The sequence below is a fragment of the Leptolyngbya sp. PL-A3 genome (genome assembly GCF_039962325.1).
Taxonomy (GTDB): Bacteria; Cyanobacteriota; Cyanobacteriia; order Elainellales; family Elainellaceae; genus Vacuolonema.
On record NZ_JAMPLB010000009.1, the window covers coordinates 124,388 to 142,813 of the forward strand.

9 protein-coding genes are annotated in these 18,426 nt (G+C 52.8%); 5 read left to right on the top strand and 4 right to left on the bottom strand.

Features of this window, described 5'->3' with window-relative positions; all coding sequences use genetic code 11:
- Positions 1-84: 84 nt before the first annotated feature.
- From NDI52_RS09745 to NDI52_RS09760, 4 genes are all read right to left on the bottom strand, one after another.
- Positions 85-1,272, bottom strand: a complete 1,188-nt coding sequence (locus tag NDI52_RS09745) for a HEAT repeat domain-containing protein (RefSeq protein ID WP_190773204.1) — start codon at positions 1,270-1,272, stop codon at positions 85-87.
- A gap of 105 nt (positions 1,273-1,377) precedes the next feature.
- Positions 1,378-3,099 carry a diflavin flavoprotein gene (locus tag NDI52_RS09750; protein ID WP_190773205.1) on the bottom strand — a complete coding sequence of 574 codons (1,722 nt, stop codon included), beginning with the start codon at positions 3,097-3,099 and terminating at the stop codon, positions 1,378-1,380.
- Between the two features lie 173 nt (positions 3,100-3,272).
- Positions 3,273-5,003, bottom strand: coding sequence for a diflavin flavoprotein (locus tag NDI52_RS09755; RefSeq protein WP_190773206.1), 1,731 nt, complete (start codon positions 5,001-5,003; stop codon positions 3,273-3,275).
- Between the two features lie 442 nt (positions 5,004-5,445).
- Complete coding sequence (locus NDI52_RS09760) at positions 5,446-5,745, bottom strand: YkvA family protein (protein WP_190773207.1); 300 nt, start codon at positions 5,743-5,745, stop codon at positions 5,446-5,448.
- Between the two features lie 508 nt (positions 5,746-6,253).
- Between NDI52_RS09760 and NDI52_RS09765 the strand changes: the two genes are divergently transcribed.
- The 5 genes from NDI52_RS09765 to NDI52_RS09785 all read left to right on the top strand — a co-directional run bounded on the left by NDI52_RS09765 (position 6,254) and on the right by NDI52_RS09785 (position 18,378).
- A complete protein-coding gene (locus NDI52_RS09765; protein ID WP_199308049.1) occupies positions 6,254-7,768 on the top strand; it encodes a phospholipid carrier-dependent glycosyltransferase in 1,515 nt (504 codons plus the stop codon).
- 1,200 nt (positions 7,769-8,968) lie between these two features.
- Complete coding sequence (locus tag NDI52_RS09770; protein ID WP_190773209.1) at positions 8,969-11,395, top strand: phosphoketolase family protein; 2,427 nt, start codon at positions 8,969-8,971, stop codon at positions 11,393-11,395.
- A gap of 475 nt (positions 11,396-11,870) precedes the next feature.
- Positions 11,871-12,902 carry a 2-hydroxyacid dehydrogenase gene (locus NDI52_RS09775; protein WP_190773210.1) on the top strand — a complete coding sequence of 344 codons (1,032 nt, stop codon included), beginning with the start codon at positions 11,871-11,873 and terminating at the stop codon, positions 12,900-12,902.
- 43 nt (positions 12,903-12,945) lie between these two features.
- On the top strand, positions 12,946-17,901 hold the full coding sequence (gene glgP, locus NDI52_RS09780; RefSeq protein WP_190773211.1) for a glycogen/starch/alpha-glucan family phosphorylase: 4,956 nt from the start codon (positions 12,946-12,948) through the stop codon (positions 17,899-17,901).
- Positions 17,902-18,063: 162 nt separating this feature from the next.
- Positions 18,064-18,378 (top strand): hypothetical protein, encoded by a 315-nt coding sequence (locus NDI52_RS09785; RefSeq protein ID WP_190773212.1) that lies wholly within the window; start codon positions 18,064-18,066, stop codon positions 18,376-18,378.
- Positions 18,379-18,426 lie beyond the last annotated feature (48 nt).

Sequence of the window (18,426 nt, forward strand, 5' to 3'; positions counted from 1 at the left end):
TAGTGCATTGTTGTGGGTGGGGTGCGGAGCATCCCACCCACAACAACACGTAAGTCCTATTAATTGCTAGGCGAAATAGAATTCTCAGCGTACTAGTTTTTTGAGGACAGCGATGACACCCGCACGAATTGTGGCATTTGAATTTTCTAGGGCACTCTGTAATGTTTTAAAGCTGATAGTGTTTTGAAGTAGGCGGGGAGAGGCTTTGGTGATGTCAAACGTTTCCAAAGCAGCGGCGGCAGCAGCTCCCAGCTCCTCACGGGGCCATTCGTCGTATAGATACACAAGTTGTACCAATCGAGGAATGGCCTCAACACCGCCTAATTTTCCTAGCGCCTGTCCTACACTCATGATGACAGAGGGATCTCGGATTTCAAGCGCTTTGACCAAACTCGGAATCGCTTCGGTCTGGCCCAACTCCCCCAATACCTGAGCTGACTCAACCGTGAATGGTCTCGATTCAAGTGCTGTGGTTAGGTGAGGAAGCGCTTCAACACGCCCCATTTTCCCTAATGCAAGAGCTGCATTCCAGCGTGCAGATTGGATGGGGTCTTCAAGAACGGCCAGTAACTCGGGAATCGCTTCAATGCAACCCAAGTTTCCTAATATTCGTGCAACATAGCTCCGCACAGCAGGATTCTCATGATGAAGTGCTTGCAGGAGAATAGGCGAAACAGTCTCACGGTTTAATGCCTCCAGCGCAGATGCAGCACTGCGACAGATATGGGGATTTTGATCTGCCAAAACTTGAAGCAGGTCAGAAATTGCTTCGACACAGCCCAACGCCCCCAACGCCCAAACTGCTGCCTCACGGACAGAAAAGGCTGGATCTTCCAGGGCACAGCGTAACCCCGGAATTGCCTCGACACTGCCCAAAGCTTTTAAGGCTCGGATTGTGCTCCTGCGTACCCTCTCATTTGGATCCTCCAGGGCAGTTAATAGCCCTGGAATTGCTTTGCGGCTGTCCAATTGTCCTAGAACCTCAGCGGCTTGAACCCTTACGAGGAAATTGGGATGGGTCAGGGCCTGTAGCAAGCCCGGAACGGCTTCGGTACTCCCCAGTTTCACTAAAGCCTCCAAAGCAAATCGTCGAATGCGCGATCGCTCATCTACAAAGGCTTTCAGTAAACCCGGGATGACTTCAACTCCCCCCAATTGCCCTAAAGCTTCAGTGGCTTTCATTCGGCTAGAGGCATCTGGGGACTCAAGAGCGCGAAGCAGTTCGGCGATCGGCTCTCCAGCGTAACTTTGCTGCCCAGAGGATGTTTCCATGGAGGATTTAGGACTTACGTATTTATGTTGTGTGTAGGATGCGAAGCACCCCACACATAACATAAATACTCTAGACAGGGCGGAATTGCCCCAGCCCTGTTGCTATTAATGGTAAGCCCCTGATTTACGGTGCTGAACCGCTGTGACCCCGACAGGTTCGAGGACTTTACCATTTTCTACAGTGGCGTAGACAATCCAGTGGTCGTTGCATTCCATCCGGTTCTGGACACGGCATTCCAGGTAGGCCAGGGCATCGTCCAACACCAAACAGCCGTTGCTCGCTTCGTGGGTGGGAAGTTCGGCAAAGCGATTTTCGCCGGGGGCGATCGCCCGCTGGAATACCCGCCGCACGTTCCGTCCCTCCTTCAGAATATTGAGGACAAAAGGAGCGTCGTTGTGGGGGAGCAATTCCTCGGCCTGCTCGCGGCTCAGGGCGATGGTAAGGCCGGGAGGGTTGAAGGTCGCCTGGGAGACCCAGGAGGTGAGCAGACCCGTATGGGTGTTGTCATTGTTAAGAGCCATGACACAGAGAGAGCCCACAATACGCCCAACGGCCTGTTCAGTGCGATCGCTCTGGGAATCCATCCCCGGTTGACGTGATGCGCGGGTTTTCTTCATCTTCCGTAGATTTTGGGCGAATTCTGCGCCTGCCGCTTCGCATTGCTCCAAAACTTCATCGGAAGGGGTGAACTTGACGCGCAGGGTGTCAAACCCGAGGGCAAAGCCTGCATCCTGTAAGCGGCTTTCCAGCAGATCCACCGCTTCACCGCTCCAGCCATAGGAGCCGAACACTCCGGCTAGCTTGGTTTTGGCAGCAGAAGAGAGCACCAGTCCCAGGGCTGTTTGAATCTGCGTAGGTGGGTGTCCAGCCAGGGTAGGCGAGCCAAGGATGAAGCCGTCGCTTTTTTCAACCGCCTGGGTGATTTCAGTGGAGTCAGCAAATTCGCAGTTGATGGACTCTACCGCGACCCCGGCTTTTGTGAGGCCCCGGGCGATCGCTCCTGCCATTGCCGCTGTATTGCCATAGGCCGAGGCATACAACAGCGTTACGTTCGCTTCCTGGGTCTTTTGCTGCTCACACCATTCACGGTAGTCAAAGGTAAAGCGGCTGAGGCTGAAGCGTACCAGAGGACCGTGGCCCGGTGCATAGATCTTGGGTTTGAAGACTGAGAGGCGATCCAGCGCAGTTTCAACCTGCTTCGACTGCGAGGCATGGATGCAATCGAAGTAGTAGCGGCGGTCTTCTGCTAAGGCTTTCCAGTTTTCGTCGAATATAGGGTCATCGCATAGATGAGTACTGAAGAGCTTGTCGGTGTAGAGAATTCGGGTGACCGGGTCAAATGTGACCAGGGCGTCGGGGTGGCGGGGAGTGGGCACGAAAGCGAATTGCAGAGTATGCCCCTCGCCCAGATCCAACACTTCTTCAACCCGTACGGCCAGGATGCGAATGTCCTGGTTGGGGAAGAGGGATTTGAGGGCGATCGCCCCCGTTTTCGAGCATACAAAGGTAATTTGTGGTGCCCTTTCCAGCAATGCTTTTAATGTCGCGGCCCGGTTGGGGTTAACGTGACCCAGGATGACGTAGTTAATTTTTTGCAGATAGGCCTGCTGTGCCAATTGCTCTAGAAAAATCTGTGTGAAGGATTCTCCCGGCGGATCAATCAGGGCAATTTTTTCGGCTTGAATTAGATAGGTGTTGGCGGTGGTCCCCTTCTGACGGGCGTATTCCACCTCAAACTTGAGCCGATCCCAGGTGCGCGATCGCAGCACTAATGTAGCGGCGCCTACTTCCGCCACCTGCACATCCCGTGGCCTGCTATCCGCCATAACGTTACTCCTAGATGAATTGAGGTATCAATGGTTTGATGGGCAAACCATGAGCCGGGTTAAAGGTTTAAGTTGCAGTTCGAGGATTTGCGAATACAAACCCTGAACCGAGTTTAAGGATGAATGGGGTCGTTCAAGGTTTGCAGCAACAATCTGCAAACCTTGAACGAGGTTTAGTAGTGGTTCCCAACTTTGCGGTGGTGTACGGCCGTCAGGGCATCAGGGTTAGACACCCGTCCAGCATCCACGATGCTATACACGATCCAGTGGTCACTGCATTCCATCCGACTGACTACTTCGCACTCCAGATAGGCCAGGGCGTCACCCAGAATGGGGGAACCATTGCTAGCGGAGTAAGTTTTGATGCCCGCAAAGCGATCGGCCCCCGGTGCGAACCGCTTCAGGAAGTGCTTCATCAAAGGCTGGTAGTTGCCTTCTTCCAGCACATTCAGAACGAAGTGATCGCCTGCGTGCATAAATGACTCAATGGCCCGGTCTTTCGCGACCGCAATGGTGATGCCCAACGGCTCAAGGCTGGCCTGAGTGACCCAGGAGGCTAACATCGCGCTAGAGGTTTCCCCTTTGCGAGCGGTGATAATGTAAAGCCCGCCGCTGATACGACCCAGGGCTTTGTCCAGGTCGCTGTTGAGGGCCTTCATTTGCTTGACCGTGCGATCGCGGGTCAGCCACTGCCCCAGGTCGGTACCCGCCTCATCACACAGCTGGTAGATAGAATCTTCAGGGGTTTGCTTGATCAGAATGGGCGGGAAGGATTCTACTGCGCCCAATTCTTGCATCTGGTTGCGGAGGGGATAGACGGATTCGTCGTCGCCGCCGCCGCTCTCAAACAGGCCTACCGCTTGCTTCGCGTGAACGGAGGCCAGGATCGTGCTGAGGGCGGTGTGAGTTTGATTGGCGCGATCGCCCGTCTGCGGCGGCATCCCAATGACAACTCCAGAGGACAGGACAACGGCTTCTCGAATCTCCTGAGGGTCAGCGGTGAACAGGTCTACCAGATCAACCTGCACATCGGTTTTGCGGATGCCTCGGGCGATCGCCTCTGCCAGGTGGTCACTGTAGCCGTAGCCTGCGGCATAGAACACTGCAACAATTTTCTCGGTTTTGACCTGATCTTCACTCCAGGTGCGGTACCGTCCTACGAGTTCCGGCAGGTTGAACCGCAACAGGGGGCCGTGGCCGGTGGCAATGGTACTAGGAGCCGTGGGCAGTGCTTCCATCCGCTTCAGGGCAGACAAGACCGAGCGGGCATTTGGCCCCATCAAGCAGTCGTAGTAAAGCTTATAGTCGGGCTCGATCAGCTCCAGGTCTTCGTCGTACACGGACTCATCGCAGTAGTGCATGCCGAAGGCATCGCAGGTGAACAGCGTATTCGTGCCGTGGTCGTAGGTGAAGATGGTGTCAGGCCAGTGAAGGTTGGGAGCCGAAAGGAATTCCAGCTCATGACCGTTGCCCAGATCAAGCTTGTCTCCCTGCTTCACCTGCAAGCGATTGTAGGGCTGATGCACCAACTCATCAAGGAATTGCAAGGCAACCTTAGCGGCCACAACAGTGATGTTGGGGTTAAGGGCCAGGACATCCTTGACCAGCCCACTGTGGTCGGGCTCGGTGTGGCTGACGATGAGGTAATCAATTTCCTGAGGGTCGATGAGGTCGGTTAACTCAGCCAGATAGAGATCCTGAAACTTTGCGTGGGAGGTATCGATCAGGGCAACTTTCTCGCCACGAATCAGGAAGGAGTTGTAAGTGGTGCCGTTCTGGAGTTCAAATTCGATGTCGAAGCGATCGCGATCCCAATCTTGAGATCGAATGGTAGTGGTATCGGGGGCGATTTCGGCTTGCTGTAGTGTCAGCCGTTTCTGAGTGCGCTCTGTCAGGGCAACCATTACCACACCTCCTAAAGCCATGAATGGTTTCTATGCTTTATTATCGCCCTAAAGAAGGGTATTTTGTAAAGTTTTGATAAGTAAAGTTACCTATTAGCCAGAATTATAGGTTCTGCCTTTTTACTTAGGTCAGACAAATAGAAGATTTTCTAGTAAAAGCATCGAAAATAACAGACCTATAACTCACGCTTACCGGATGAAGGTTTCTCAGCGTCAGATTTCTCAAAAAACTGAATTACAAAAACTAGAAAGTCTATCAAACCACGAACACGACCTCTATAGGCCAATGTTCGGAGTTTGATAGGCAAAATTAGCCTGAAGGCCAATTAAAAGAAGAGGGGCTTTCCACCCCTGGAAGGCCCCATCCCGCACTCAATTGACGTTTCTCTTCTCTAGGAGGTTGTCTTGTAGCTATTAGCTATCGAAGACGGAGACTTTAGTGTTAGTCGAGGGGAACAGCCTTGACTTCTACTTCTTCAGCAACAGTGGTATCGGCTTTGTCGTCCGTACGGTTCACTTTCTTGTTCGAGACGCGATCGATCAGAACTTGTGATACTTCAGCAACGAGCAAGGAAACCAGCAGGGCATCATCCAACTGACCAAAGAGGGGCAGGAAATCGGGAACTACATCGAAGGGCATGACTAGATAGGCCAGGGTTCCCAAAATAACCCACCAGCGGTATTTCGGATTGCGAAGCGTTTGACGATACCAGTTGTAGAGACCTTGCAGTGGAGATGTCATGGCGGTTCCTTCACTCAACATCCCTATTGTTCCAAATCTGCCCTGGGTTGGTCAGAGGCGAAAACCGTCAGATTTTAGGGGTGTAAACCTCACTGTAAATTACCGCATTAAGACTCCCTGCCTATGTGATGAATGTTTCGCTTGCGATACGCACAAAACATTGGGTGCAGCCCACTTTTGCAAATCTAGAAACCCACTTTTGAAAATGGGATGCACCCCAAAACATTAGCTTCATAAGTACCTAAGGAGATTTCTGAGAAACAATATCCCCATTATTTGGAAAAAAGGCGCGGCGAAGCCGCGCCTTTTTTCCAAATAATGGGGAAGTTCTTATCTGGAAATCTCCTAAGAGGCTGATTTTCTATGTCCAAAAGCACGAATATGTCCGAGGGGCACAGAAAATCAACCTTTTCAAGCGAGTTCTAACGGCTCGGCCTCTTAATTTGCTATAAAGAATCGAGTTCTCAGCGGGGCGGGGGGTATGAGCCGCGTCTTTTCATTCGAAAAAATGTCACTTAAAGGAGCGTTTCCCTGGTTTGGTGCGGGGATGGCGTTGCTGTTTTTCATTTCCCTAGGATTGCGGTTTTGGGGATTGGGCCGGTTTAATGCCCTGGTCTTTGATGAGGTCTATTACGCCAACTTTGCCAGAGGTTTTTTGCAGGGTAAGCAGGAATTTGGCGGTCACCCGCCCCTCAGTAGCTATTTCATTGCTTTTGGCATTTGGGTGGGTGAGCGTATGGGTTGGGGCGCTGACAACACCCGTAATACGCTGACAGGGATGTTTCTCTCGACCGTGAGTTACCGTTGGATGAATGCCCTGATAGGGGCGTTTTTCCCGCTCGTGGTGGGGGCGATCGCCCTACAACTGACCCATCGCCGCCTTTATGCCATCATTGCGACGTTCCTGGCAGCCCTGGATGGTCTGTTCCTGGTGGAATCGCGTTATGCCCTCAACAACATTTACCTGGTGTTGCTCGGCTTGCTGGGACAGTTGTTTCTGTTGCTAGCGTTGAACCACTTGAGGCAAAGGGCTTTAGCCCGAGAATCAGGGCTGCCACGGCCACAATCATTATTCCTGTGGTTGTGGCTCGTGTTAGCGGGCGTGGGGTTTGGTGGAGCGATCGCTATTAAATGGAACGGTGCAGCGTTTTTGCTGGGAGCGATCGCCCTCTGGGTTCTGGCCTGGGCAGTTGCATTGTTGAACCGGATATTATCCCCCGCTCGGCAAATTAACCTGGGTTCTGCCTCGCCTCTTGCTTATTTGAGCCGGCTGCATTTAGGACATGGGGCGATCGCCTTTGGGCTCATTCCTGCCCTCACCTATTGGATGAGTTGGTGGCCTTACCTGAATCTGGGGCCAAACTATAGCTTTTGGTCTTGGCAAAAGGAAATCTTGAGCTACCACAGCCGGGTTGGTGGCTTTGATGCTCATCAATATTGCTCTCACTGGTACACCTGGCCTTTGATGCAGCGTCCGGTTGCCTATTTTTATCAAACCGTTACTGTCGGGCAAACACCTCCACCGGAATTGAACGTAGTCCCCCCACCGCAATTAGCGGAGGCTATTTATGATGTTCATGCGATGGGGAATCCAATTCTCTGGTGGTTTGCAACGTTGGGAATCGTCTTATCCATAGGGGCGTTGGTGTATTTCTTGTGGCAACAGGTGCGGGTTTCTGCCAGGGAGCCCGGTGAAACTTTGGTGATGAATCCCTGGCAGTTGGATGCATGGCCGTTGCTATTTCTGGTGGTGAACTGGGGGGCTAATTTGCTGCCCTGGGTTAAGGTGACCCGTTGTACGTTCATCTATCACTACATGGGGGCGTTGGTGTTTACACTGCTGGCCATCGCCCTATGGATTGAGCGCGCCTTCTACAGCCCTTCGGTCTGGCATCGACGGTTTGCGATCGCCACTTTGATATTGATAGGGATGGGCTTCCTTTTCTGGTTGCCGCTATTTCTGGGGTTGCCCCTATCCCCCGCAGAAATCCAGATGCGTCGCTGGTTCATGAGTTGGATCTAAGAAATCTTGGCTCTGATGGGCGATCGCCTCAGTTTGTCGAAGTTAGGAGGTGGGGGTGAATTCTCCCTCACCTTGAAACACTACTGTGTATACGCAAGTTAGTAAGTTAGTCGCTCTGGCGATCAGCCTCTAACCCACACCCTAGTACGCTGAGGCGGAAATCCATCACCTATGTTTTTGTGTGGGGTGCTTCGCACCCCACACAAAAACATAGTATGTAAACTTAGGAGGTTTCTGCATAAGAATTTACCCAGAATGTTAGTGCTTTGCCCGCGAAGCGGGCAAAGCACTAACATTCTGGGGGTAATTTCATTACTGGAAATCTCCTTAGGCCGCAGCCTACTAGCCCCTTTCCAGGGAAAGGGGGAGACTGAGCCAGAGAGCCGGTTTTTGCCTAGAGTAGGCCCATTTTCCAGTTCCCCCTCGTTTGAAAAAGGAGGTTGGGAGACTTTTCCGTACAGCCAGGCACTTGTGTATGTACAATGGACCCTTAAACATAGAGTAATTTCTATTGCTTAACGCTAAGTTTGTGTATACAAGTTACACACAAACTTAAGGTTTTTAAAAATCACCTCGTATATTCTTCTGCAATAATTCTAAATAATCTAAAGATATTTCTAAAGTCTAATTTTTCAGAGCTAAAGCAAAGACAAGTTAGCAGAATTTCTATAAGAAACTCAAGTTAATACTTAAGGAATTCAAAAGAATAACAGATTGATATTTACCGGTCTTTCAATTGATAGAGGCGGGAAATTTTAGTTGACTTGTATAATGCTGCTTGATTTTTGCCGTTGCCTATGATCCCCATTTCTCATGCCTCGGAGCGATTTGATTCGTTAAATTTGTAAAAAATTAAAGATCTATCATTGGGCAGGTTTAGTATTCGGTAGCACTGGCAATTCCTTCGAAATCGGCTTAGATTGTCACCAGAAAACCCGGGTTTTTGCCCTGGCTGATGCTTCATGAGATTCTATTCTCTCTGTTCGGCATAATTGCGCCGTCATCTCCCATAAAATCCTCAAATTTCGACTTGCGATTTCAATGGATTCACACGATTAAGTCCGGCCAGATCTTTCGAACCGATGTGGCTATTGGGTAAGTGTTCATCCAGGGAAGTCGGTTTTACACACCGTCAGTCCCTTGCCTGATAGCCATGACATCGATATTCACAGCACAGTTGTCGTTGAGAGCAAACAGAATATGGTAGCTACTCCTGAGAGACCTACTCTTACTGGAAATCCTCTTTCTGAGGAAGAATTGCGCAAGACCCATGCCTACTGGCGAGCCTGCAATTACCTGGCCCTGGGCATGATCTATCTGAAAGGTAACCCGTTGCTGCGGGAGCCGTTGAAGGCTGAGCATGTGAAGAAGCGGTTGTTGGGACACTGGGGATCGAGCCCAGGCCTCAGCTTTATCTATGTCCATGCCAATCGCTTGATCAAAAAGTATGACCAGAACATGGTCTATGTGGCTGGTCCGGGGCACGGTGCTCCTGGATTTCTAGCTCCGGTTTATATGGAAGGCTCCTACTCGGAGATTTACCCGGATAAGAGCGAAGATATTGAAGGCATGTACAAGTTCTTCAAACAGTTCTCGTTCCCCGGTGGAATTGGAAGCCATGCTACTCCTGAAACTCCGGGCTCAATTCACGAAGGGGGGGAACTGGGGTACAGCCTCTCCCATTCCTATGGGATTGCGCTTGATAACCCCGATCTCATTGTTCTGGGGGTTGTTGGAGATGGGGAAGCCGAAACGGGGCCGCTAGCAACCTCCTGGCATTCCAACAAGTTTATTAACCCAGCTCGGGATGGGGCTGTATTGCCGATCCTGCACTTAAACGGTTACAAGATTGCGAACCCCACGATCCTGGCGCGAATTAGCCATGATGAACTGGAGAGCTTGTTCCGGGGCTATGGCTACAAGCCTTATTTTGTAGAAGGTTCAGATCCGCAATACATGCACCAGGCAATGGCTGCGGCGATGGAATCGGCGGTGCAGGATATTCATGCTATTTGGCGTGAGGCTCGTTCTGAAGGGGTAACGCGTCGTCCTGAGTGGCCGATGATTATTCTGCGATCGCCCAAGGGCTGGACGGCTCCTGCTGAAATTGATGGACGGAAAGTGGAAGGGTTCTGGCGATCGCACCAGGTGCCCATGGCGGATCTGCAAACCAACCCGGCCCATGTGCAGGTATTGGAACAATGGTTACGCAGTTACGGACCGGAGGAACTGTTTGACCAGAACGGGACACTCATTCCGGAATTGAAGGATTTGGCTCCCGTAGGTCATCGCCGCATGGGCTCCAACCCCATTACCAATGGCGGCCTGGTGCGCAAAGAGCTACGAATGCCGAACTTCCGTGACTATGCCGTGGATGTGCCGAGCCCTGGCACCGTCGAGGCGGAGAATACAAAGCCTCTGGGGATCTTCCTGCGTGACATCATGAAGAACAACCCCACTAATTTCCGGATGATGGGGCCGGATGAAACGGCGTCGAATCGCCTGACAGCACCCTATGAGGTGACGAAGAAGACGTGGATGGCGGAGATGCTGCCGGAAGATTTGGATGGCAGTGAGCTAGCTCAAGATGGCCGCGTGATGGAGATGTTGAGTGAGCATACCCTGGTGGGGTGGCTGGAAGGCTATCTGCTGTCAGGACGGCATGGCTTCTTCCATACCTACGAGGCGTTTGCCCATGTAATTAGTTCAATGTTCAACCAGCATGCGAAGTGGTTGGATATTTGCAAGCACCATGTGCCCTGGCGAGCTCCGGTGTCATCGTGGAACGTGTTGTTGTCGTCGACGGTGTGGCGGCAGGATCACAACGGTTTCTCGCACCAGGATCCAGGTTTTGTGGATGTGGTGACGAATAAGGATCCCAGTGTGGTGCGGATCTATTTCCCGCCGGATGCGAACTGCTTGCTGTCGGTTGCTGATCACTGTTTCCGCAGTACCAATTACACAAATGTGATCGTGTCGGATAAGCAGAAGCACATGCAGTACCTCGATATTGAGCAGGCAATCAAGCACTGCACGAAGGGTGTGGGTATATGGGACTGGGCCTGCAATGATGATTGTGGAACTGAGCCTGATGAACCTGAGGTAGTAATGGCTTGCTGCGGAGATGTGCCGACTCGTGAGTCTCTTGCTGCGACAGGAATTTTGCGGGACGAGTTTCCTTACTTGAAGGTGCGATTTATTAATGTGGTGGATTTGCTCACGTTGATGCCACAGGAGGAGCATCCGCACGGAATGTCGGAGCGGGAGTTTGATGCGTTGTTTACGCCGGATAAGCCGGTTATCTTTAACTTCCACGGGTACCCCTGGTTAATCCACAAGCTGACGTATCGGCGCACAAATCAGGATCGAATTCATGTGCGCGGTTATAAGGAGAAGGGGAATATCAACACGCCGTTGGAGTTGGCGATTCGGAATAATGTCGATCGCTTTAGCCTGGTGATTGATGTGATCGATCGGGTGCCGAGTCTGGGATCGCGGGCGGCCCATGTGCGGGAACGCATGAAGAATGAGATCATCGATAACCTGAACTACGCCCATGAGTATGGGGCAGATAAGGATGAGATCACGCATTGGACGTGGCCGCATGGCTCGTCGGCTTGCCCATAGGGTGGGTTTAGGCACCCGGTGTTTCTAAAAACACCGGGTGCCTGGAGTTTAGATAAGGGTTTTTTGATGCCCTGCTTGGGGGTGCGTCGCCCCTCACCCCCCTGACTAGGGGACGGGGTGACCCTCCCCTAGATCCCTTAGGTAAAAGGGGTTCTGCATGGGATGCGTTAGACCGCTTCGCATCGGTGGGGTTTTTGATCAGGTTTGGGTGGGGTAGGTGGGTGGCGATGATGGGGTGCCGTCTGGAAATGATGCATGGCAGAGGCACGCTAATTTCCGGAGAGGTGGCAATTTTGATGTAGGGGTGGGTTTAGCAGAGGTTCTTGGGTCACAGCAGCTATCTTTTGGCAAAACCCGCCCTTTTAGCCCGCCCTTTTAGATTTAGGCAGTAACAACAAAATTCCTACAAAGCGCTCTGTAGGATGCTTTTAGAAAGTGTTTAGAGATCTATTTACTTATACTTGGAGGTATTTTTATGCGGGTCGCGTTCTTTAGTACTAAGCGGTACGATCGCATCTCTTTTGAATCTGCAAATACTAACCTCGGCCATGAGTTCACCTTTTTTGAACCCCGTTTAACGAGCCAAACCGCTGCACTGGCGGCAGGCTTTCCCTGTGTCTGTGTCTTTATTAATGATGTGTTGGATGCCGAGGTGCTACGCATTCTGGCAGCGAATGGGACAAAGTTGATTGCGCTGCGGTCGGCGGGTTTTAATCACGTTGACCTGGAGGTAGCGGGGGAGTTGGGGCTTCATGTGGTGCGGGTACCGGCCTATTCACCCTATGCGGTGGCGGAACATGCCGCAGGCTTGGTGCTAATGCTGAACCGTAAGCTGTATCGGGCTTATAACCGGGTGCGAGAGGATAATTTTTCACTGGATGGGTTATTAGGATTTGATTTGAATGGCAGCACCGTTGGGGTGATTGGTACGGGCAAAATTGGTCAGATTTTTGCTCGCATTATGCATGGGTTTGGTTGCCATTTGCTGGGCTATGATGCCTATCCTACAGACGCATTTAGTTCAATTGGAGATGCCCGGTATGTAGATCTGCCGGAGTTACTGGCAAATTCAGATATCATTTCTCTGCATTGTCCACTGTTGCCGTCTACGCATCACATCATTCGGGCGGAGACGATCGCCCAAATGAAGCCAGGTATGATGCTGATCAACACGAGTCGGGGAGCGCTGGTCAACACGCGGGATGTGATTGATGGGATTAAGTCGGGGCAAATTGGCTACCTGGGTACCGATGTGTACGAGGAGGAAGCTGAATTATTTTTTGAAGATTTGTCCGATACAGTTATCAAGGATGATACTTTCCAGTTGTTGCAGTCCTATTCCAATGTGGTGATTACGGCCCACCAGGCCTTTTTTACCCGGAATGCGGTGGAGGCGATCGCCAATACCACTCTGCAAAATGTCACCGATATCGAACAGGGTCGCTCCTGTGCGAATGAGGTGAAGGCTGAGATGATCCCGGTTCCCATTTCAGCTTCCAAAGGGTAAGGGTCTACAACGTTATCTTTAATCTCCTCGACGGGTACGTGTCATGCTTTCATTGCCCCCTCTTCTGCTTGTCCTGCTGGCGCTTTTGCTCGCAGGAATTGTGGCGATCGCCCCCTTTTCCCCTGCTGCTGCTCAGGAAGAGCTCGCTGAACCGCCTACAGTGATTTTCCCGATGCCCTCGGCGGTGACGAATAGCACCACTGTGCGCATCGGCGGTTCGCCTCTGATGGCTCCTATCAATAAATCCTTAAAGCGCCAGTTTGAGGAGCAGTTTCCTGGCACGGAAGTGCAGATAGAGGACGGCCCCGACACAAGTACGGCCCTGCAGGCTGTACTCAATGGCGACCTGGATCTGGCGGCCATTAGTCGCCCGCTGACGGCTGAGGAGAAGGCTCAGGGGTTGCGCGTGATCCCGGTGAGCCAGGATAAAGTTGCCATTCTGATCAGCCAGGACAACCCTTTTAACGGCAGCCTGACCCTGGAGCAACTGGCCCAGGTTTTTCGGGGTGAGATTACAGATTGGGCGGAACTGGGCCGAGAACCGGGGTTGATTCGCATTGTGGATCGTCCTCCCATTAGCGAGACCCGTCTTGCTCTGGAGCGCTACAAGCTGTTTCCGGAGGGTGAGCTGCCCATAACTCTTAACCGGGTGCAGCTTGAACAAGATGACACTCAGGAGATGATCCGGGAGTTGGGGCGGAATGACATTGGCTATGCGATCGCCAATCAGGTTCGCAACCAACCCGCCGTTAAACCCATCAAAATTGCCATTCTGCAAACGACGCTTCCGGGCGATGCCCTTTACCCCTACTCTCAAGTGCGGGGCTATGCCTATCGCGATGAGACCGATTCCAATGTGAAGTCGTTCCTGGGCTTCACCTCGACAGATGTGGGGCGAGATGCGATCGCCACGGCCCGTAAAGAAGAGGCCCGTGTGGCAACCCGTCCGGTGGTTGCTCCGGTAGCGGAAGCTCCTAACGAAGACGTAGCCACGCTTCCCCCGAGCGAACCGGCACCCGGCTTTTCTTTAGAAAAGGTTCCCGTGTGGGTCTGGTTCCTGGTTCCCGTTTTTCCACTCTTCCTTTTCCTGGCAGGTCTGTTACGGAGGCGGCCCCGTCGCACGCCCCAGCGGCCTCCAATAACCCGAAGAGCGGCCCAGGAGCGCACCCCTGTAGCAACCCCCGTTGAAGACGACGACATTCTGGACAACTGGGAAGAAGACGAGGCTCCTGCTACGGCTGAGGCTGTAGTGGATGAGGATTTAGAAGACTGGGAAGAAGCCCAAATGGAGCCTTCGACCTCGGTTGAGGCTGCCGTAGATGAGGATTGGGAAAATTGGGAGGAATCCGAGGTTTTGGAACCTTCGGTTACGGTTGAGGCTGCCGTGGATGAGGGTTCAGGCGGTCGGGAGGATGAAGAAGCTCCGGAACCTGTTGTCGTGCTGGAAGATATGCCGGCGGCCCCAGGTTTATCTGTAACGTCAGAAACTCCATCGGTAGCAGAGGTAATGGGAGCTATTCCGGGCCTTTTCTCGCAGGGGATGGAGCTGTTTGAGGGCGATCGCTTTGAAGAAGCCCTGCCCTATTTCCAGCAAATCACTGAGCAGCAGCCCGATCGATCTGATGCCTGGGTGCTTCAGGGTCAAATTCTCCTGGCCCTGGAGCGGCTACCCGAAGCTCTCGATGCCTTTGAGCAAAGCCTGGGGTTAGATCTGTCTCTGGAAGCTGCCTGGATTGGCAAGGGAGATGTCCTGACGCGCCTGGGTCGGACTGAAGAAGCTCAGGCCAGTTATCAGCAAGCTGCAGAATTGGAAGCCGTACTGACGGAACCCAGCGAAGGGGAAGCTGTGGAGGCGATCGCCCCAACTCCCGAAGCTCCAGCTTCGCCTGTTCTCCACGACGCGATTGAAACAGCCGAACCCGCGTTGGCTCCCTCTGCTAAGGTGACAGAATTACTGACCGAAGAACCATCCCCAAGCACTGAATCATTAACAGAACCAGTGGATGGCGTCTCAGAGCCAGCCATTCCTGAAGCGGTTGTTGAAGAACTCGTATCGACAATTGAATCAACGACGGTCGAGGAATCATTGCCGACCCCCGACCCCATCGTGGTGGAGGCGAGCCAGCCTGAGGGGACGCCCATGATTTCGGAGCCTATGGCTGCCCCGAAAATTCCTGAACCTGTAGTTGAGGAGCCTGCTGCTGAGCCTGTAACCCTTTTACCGGTTGATTCAGAAGTGATCGCGGCGTCTGAAATCCCAGAGTCTGGGGTTGAAGAAGCAACTCCTGAAGCGGTTGTCGAAGAACTGGTATCGACGATTGAGTCAACGACGGTCGAAGAACCATTGCCGATCCCTGAACCCATTGTGGTAGAGGCGAGCCAACCAGAAGGGACGCCCATTATTTCGGAGCCCATGGCTGCCCCAGAAATTCCTGAACCTGTGGTCGAGGAGCCTGCTGCTGAGCCTGTAACCCTTTTACCCATTGATTCAGAAGTGATCGCGGCGTCTGAGATCTCAGAGCCTGGGGTTGAAGAAGCCGTTCCTGTGTGGGCGGCTGAAGCGATCGCCCCAGTTGCCCCAGCACCCCTAGAAGCAACCACGCTGCCCTCGCCAATCACAGCCGATGCGCTCAAACAGGCATTTCAGGAGCGGTTAAGAACCTATGGCAAAACCGTTCAGGGGGCTACTCCCAATGAGGCGTACCTGGCTCTGGCATCGGTTCTTTGCGATCACTTGCTAGAGCGCCGTACCCCTGAGGCTACGTTAATAGCGACCGATGGACGGCTGATTGCTCAACTCTCGGCAGAATACTTGCCCGGTCCTCATTTAAGAAATGCTCTCGTTAGTCTGGAATGTCTGGAAACCACCGAGCACGTTCTGGAAGACCTGGGGCTGCATCTAACCTCCCTGCTGCAACAGGAAGAAGAACCTGGCTTGGGGCGTGGCAACTTGGGACGGCTGATGATGGATTACCTGGATTCTCTGGCAACTCAGGACGTTCCTGCCATTGGTTATGGCCTGCGCTACGAGTACGGCATTTTTGACCAGGAAATCCGGGATGGTTGGCAGGTTGAGGTGCCGGACAACTGGCTGCTATACGGCAACCCCTGGGAGGTGGAGCGGGGCGATCGCACCCTTACCATCCAATTCGGGGGCTACACCCAGTCCTACACCGATGAACAGGGCCGTTATCGCGTCCGTTGGGTGGCCGCTCAGACGGTACAGGCCCAATGCTTCGATACGCCTGTTCCTGGTTATGCGACCGATACCGTAAACCTGCTGCGTCTATGGCGAGCCAACACCGACGATAGCCTCTGCAAAGTTCTCTATCCTGTGAATGGAGAGGATCATGGTGCAAATTTGCGCTTGCGGCAGCAGTTCTTCCTGGTGTCCTGTGCAGTGCAGGATTTGCTGCGGATGCATCAGGAGAGCGGCCAACCCTGGGATGCATTACCCGATCGCCTTGCACTTCATTTGAACGACACCGATACGTTGCTGGCGATTGCTGAACTGATGCGCCTCCTGGTGGACGTGCATGAGCTGGAGTGGGAGGCTGCCTGGGATCTCACTCAACGTACCCTGACCTACAGCAACCACAGCCTCTTGCCCGAAGCTCTGGATGATTTCTGGTCGGTGGCGTTGTTTGAGGCGGAGTTACCCCGGCACTTGCAAATTATTTATGAGATCAATGCACGCTTTCTGGATGGGCTGCGATCGCAATTCTTCGATAATGCAAAAATTCAGCGCATGTCTTTGATTGGGGATGGGGCTGAACAACGGATTCGTCTCACTAATTTGGCCTGTATCGGTACGCATGCCGTCAATGGCGTCTCTCGTTTCCACACCCAGTTGTTAGAGCAACGGATCCTACCAGATTTTTACAGTTACACCCCCGATCGCTTCCACACCATCACCAATGGCATGAGTCAACGGCGATTTTTGGCCGTAACCAACCCGCTGCTTGCGGAGCTGATTACGCGGGCGATCGGTCAGGATTGGTTGCGCAACCCTGAAGCATTGAGCCAGTTGGAGCCTCTGGCCAATGACGATGCTTTTTGTGCCCAGTGGCAACAGGTGAAACGAACCGGTAAGGAGAACCTGGCCGGTTGGATTCAGGAGCGTCTGGGACAGACCGTGAATCCAGATACTCTGTTTGATGGGCAGGCTACGGTGATTCACGAATATAAGCGGCAACATCTGAATGTGCTGCATATCCTGACCCTCTACCATCGGCTCAAGACGGACCCTAATTTAGACATTCTGCCGCGCACATTCCTGTTCAGTGGAAAAGCTTCCCCGGACTACACCATTGCCAAGTTGATGATCAAACTGATCACCACCGTGGCCGAGCGGATCAATACAGATCCAGATGTAGCGGGACGGCTAACAGTACTATTCCTGCCCGACTTTACCCAAAAACTGGTTGAGGTCATTTATCCAGCGCTGGATCTATCCGAGCATCTCTCCCTGGCGGGAACAGAAGCGGCAGATACGGCCAACATGGCAGCGGTTCTTAATGGGGCATTGCTTATTGGTACCCCCGACGGCTCCAACCTGGAGCTTCAGGAGATCCTGGGAGAAGGCAGTTTCTTCCCATTCGGTCTAACGGAGCCGGAAGCCCAGATGTTACAGGAGGAGGGCTATCGACCCTGGGAGATTTATGAGCGCAATACCGAACTGAAAGCCGCAATTGATGCCTTTGTAGATGGCTCGCTAACGCCCTCTGATCCGCAACTATTCCGCCCTCTGGTAAGTCAGCTCCTGTCTCAAGATCCCTATCGGGTACTGGCAGACTACACCGCCTATACCGCTGCTCAAGAGCAGGTTGGCGATCTCTACCGCCAGCCCCTGACCTGGACTCGCCAATCGATTCGAGCCGTGGCACGGATGGGTCGCTTCTCCAGCGATCGCGCCATCCAAACTTACCAACAAACCCTGTGGCAGGTGCAGCCTCGGGGCGATCGCCTGCACCTGCTTACCTCCCCCCCTTATGGCTGACTGGCAGAACCCCCCGCCCCCAAGGCACAACCGGCAGACGTTGCTGATACTCCCCTGCCCCTGCTCGAACCCCTTCCAGTAGAACCAACCCCGGCTTCTCCACCCTCTACACGCCTGACGATTAACAGTCAACAAAACTGCTACGTTCTAGAACCTGACCTGATGCAGCAGTTAGAACAAACTGCTGTATCCAAAAACCTATCTTCGGGCCGTTACCAAATCCGCATTCATGGTGGAGGGTTTGGGTATCGGGCTGGGGAAGCAAGCGAACCCATCGTGATGCTCTGGATCTATGGGGGGCGCTTTGTGAATCAGGATACGGGGGTTGAAGTGGAGGCTACCTGGGTTACCCTCAACGGCTATGACGATACACTTACCCTGGAGGTTCTGGAATCTATTACTGTCGCGGCCTTTTTCTTTGATGTTCATCGGGAGGATAATGAGGGCGAACTGACATTGGCCTTCACCCGGCTGTAGCGGTCTGTCAAGAATATTGGGTGGTCTTCGATCTACATGTTCTGAGAA

What these genes read in the sequence shown, in the direction of transcription:
- NDI52_RS09750 (WP_190773205.1), bottom strand. Translation starts at nt 3,099, where the DNA reads ATGGCGGATAGCAGGCCACGGGATGTGCAGGTGGCGGAAGTAGGCGCC.
- glgP (WP_190773211.1), top strand. Translation starts at nt 12,946, where the DNA reads ATGCTTTCATTGCCCCCTCTTCTGCTTGTCCTGCTGGCGCTTTTGCTC.
- NDI52_RS09785 (WP_190773212.1), top strand. Translation starts at nt 18,064, where the DNA reads ATGCAGCAGTTAGAACAAACTGCTGTATCCAAAAACCTATCTTCGGGC.
- NDI52_RS09760 (WP_190773207.1), bottom strand. Translation starts at nt 5,745, where the DNA reads ATGACATCTCCACTGCAAGGTCTCTACAACTGGTATCGTCAAACGCTT.
- NDI52_RS09755 (WP_190773206.1), bottom strand. Translation starts at nt 5,003, where the DNA reads ATGGTTGCCCTGACAGAGCGCACTCAGAAACGGCTGACACTACAGCAA.
- NDI52_RS09745 (WP_190773204.1), bottom strand. Translation starts at nt 1,272, where the DNA reads ATGGAAACATCCTCTGGGCAGCAAAGTTACGCTGGAGAGCCGATCGCC.
- NDI52_RS09765 (WP_199308049.1), top strand. Translation starts at nt 6,254, where the DNA reads ATGTCACTTAAAGGAGCGTTTCCCTGGTTTGGTGCGGGGATGGCGTTG.
- NDI52_RS09775 (WP_190773210.1), top strand. Translation starts at nt 11,871, where the DNA reads ATGCGGGTCGCGTTCTTTAGTACTAAGCGGTACGATCGCATCTCTTTT.
- NDI52_RS09770 (WP_190773209.1), top strand. Translation starts at nt 8,969, where the DNA reads ATGGTAGCTACTCCTGAGAGACCTACTCTTACTGGAAATCCTCTTTCT.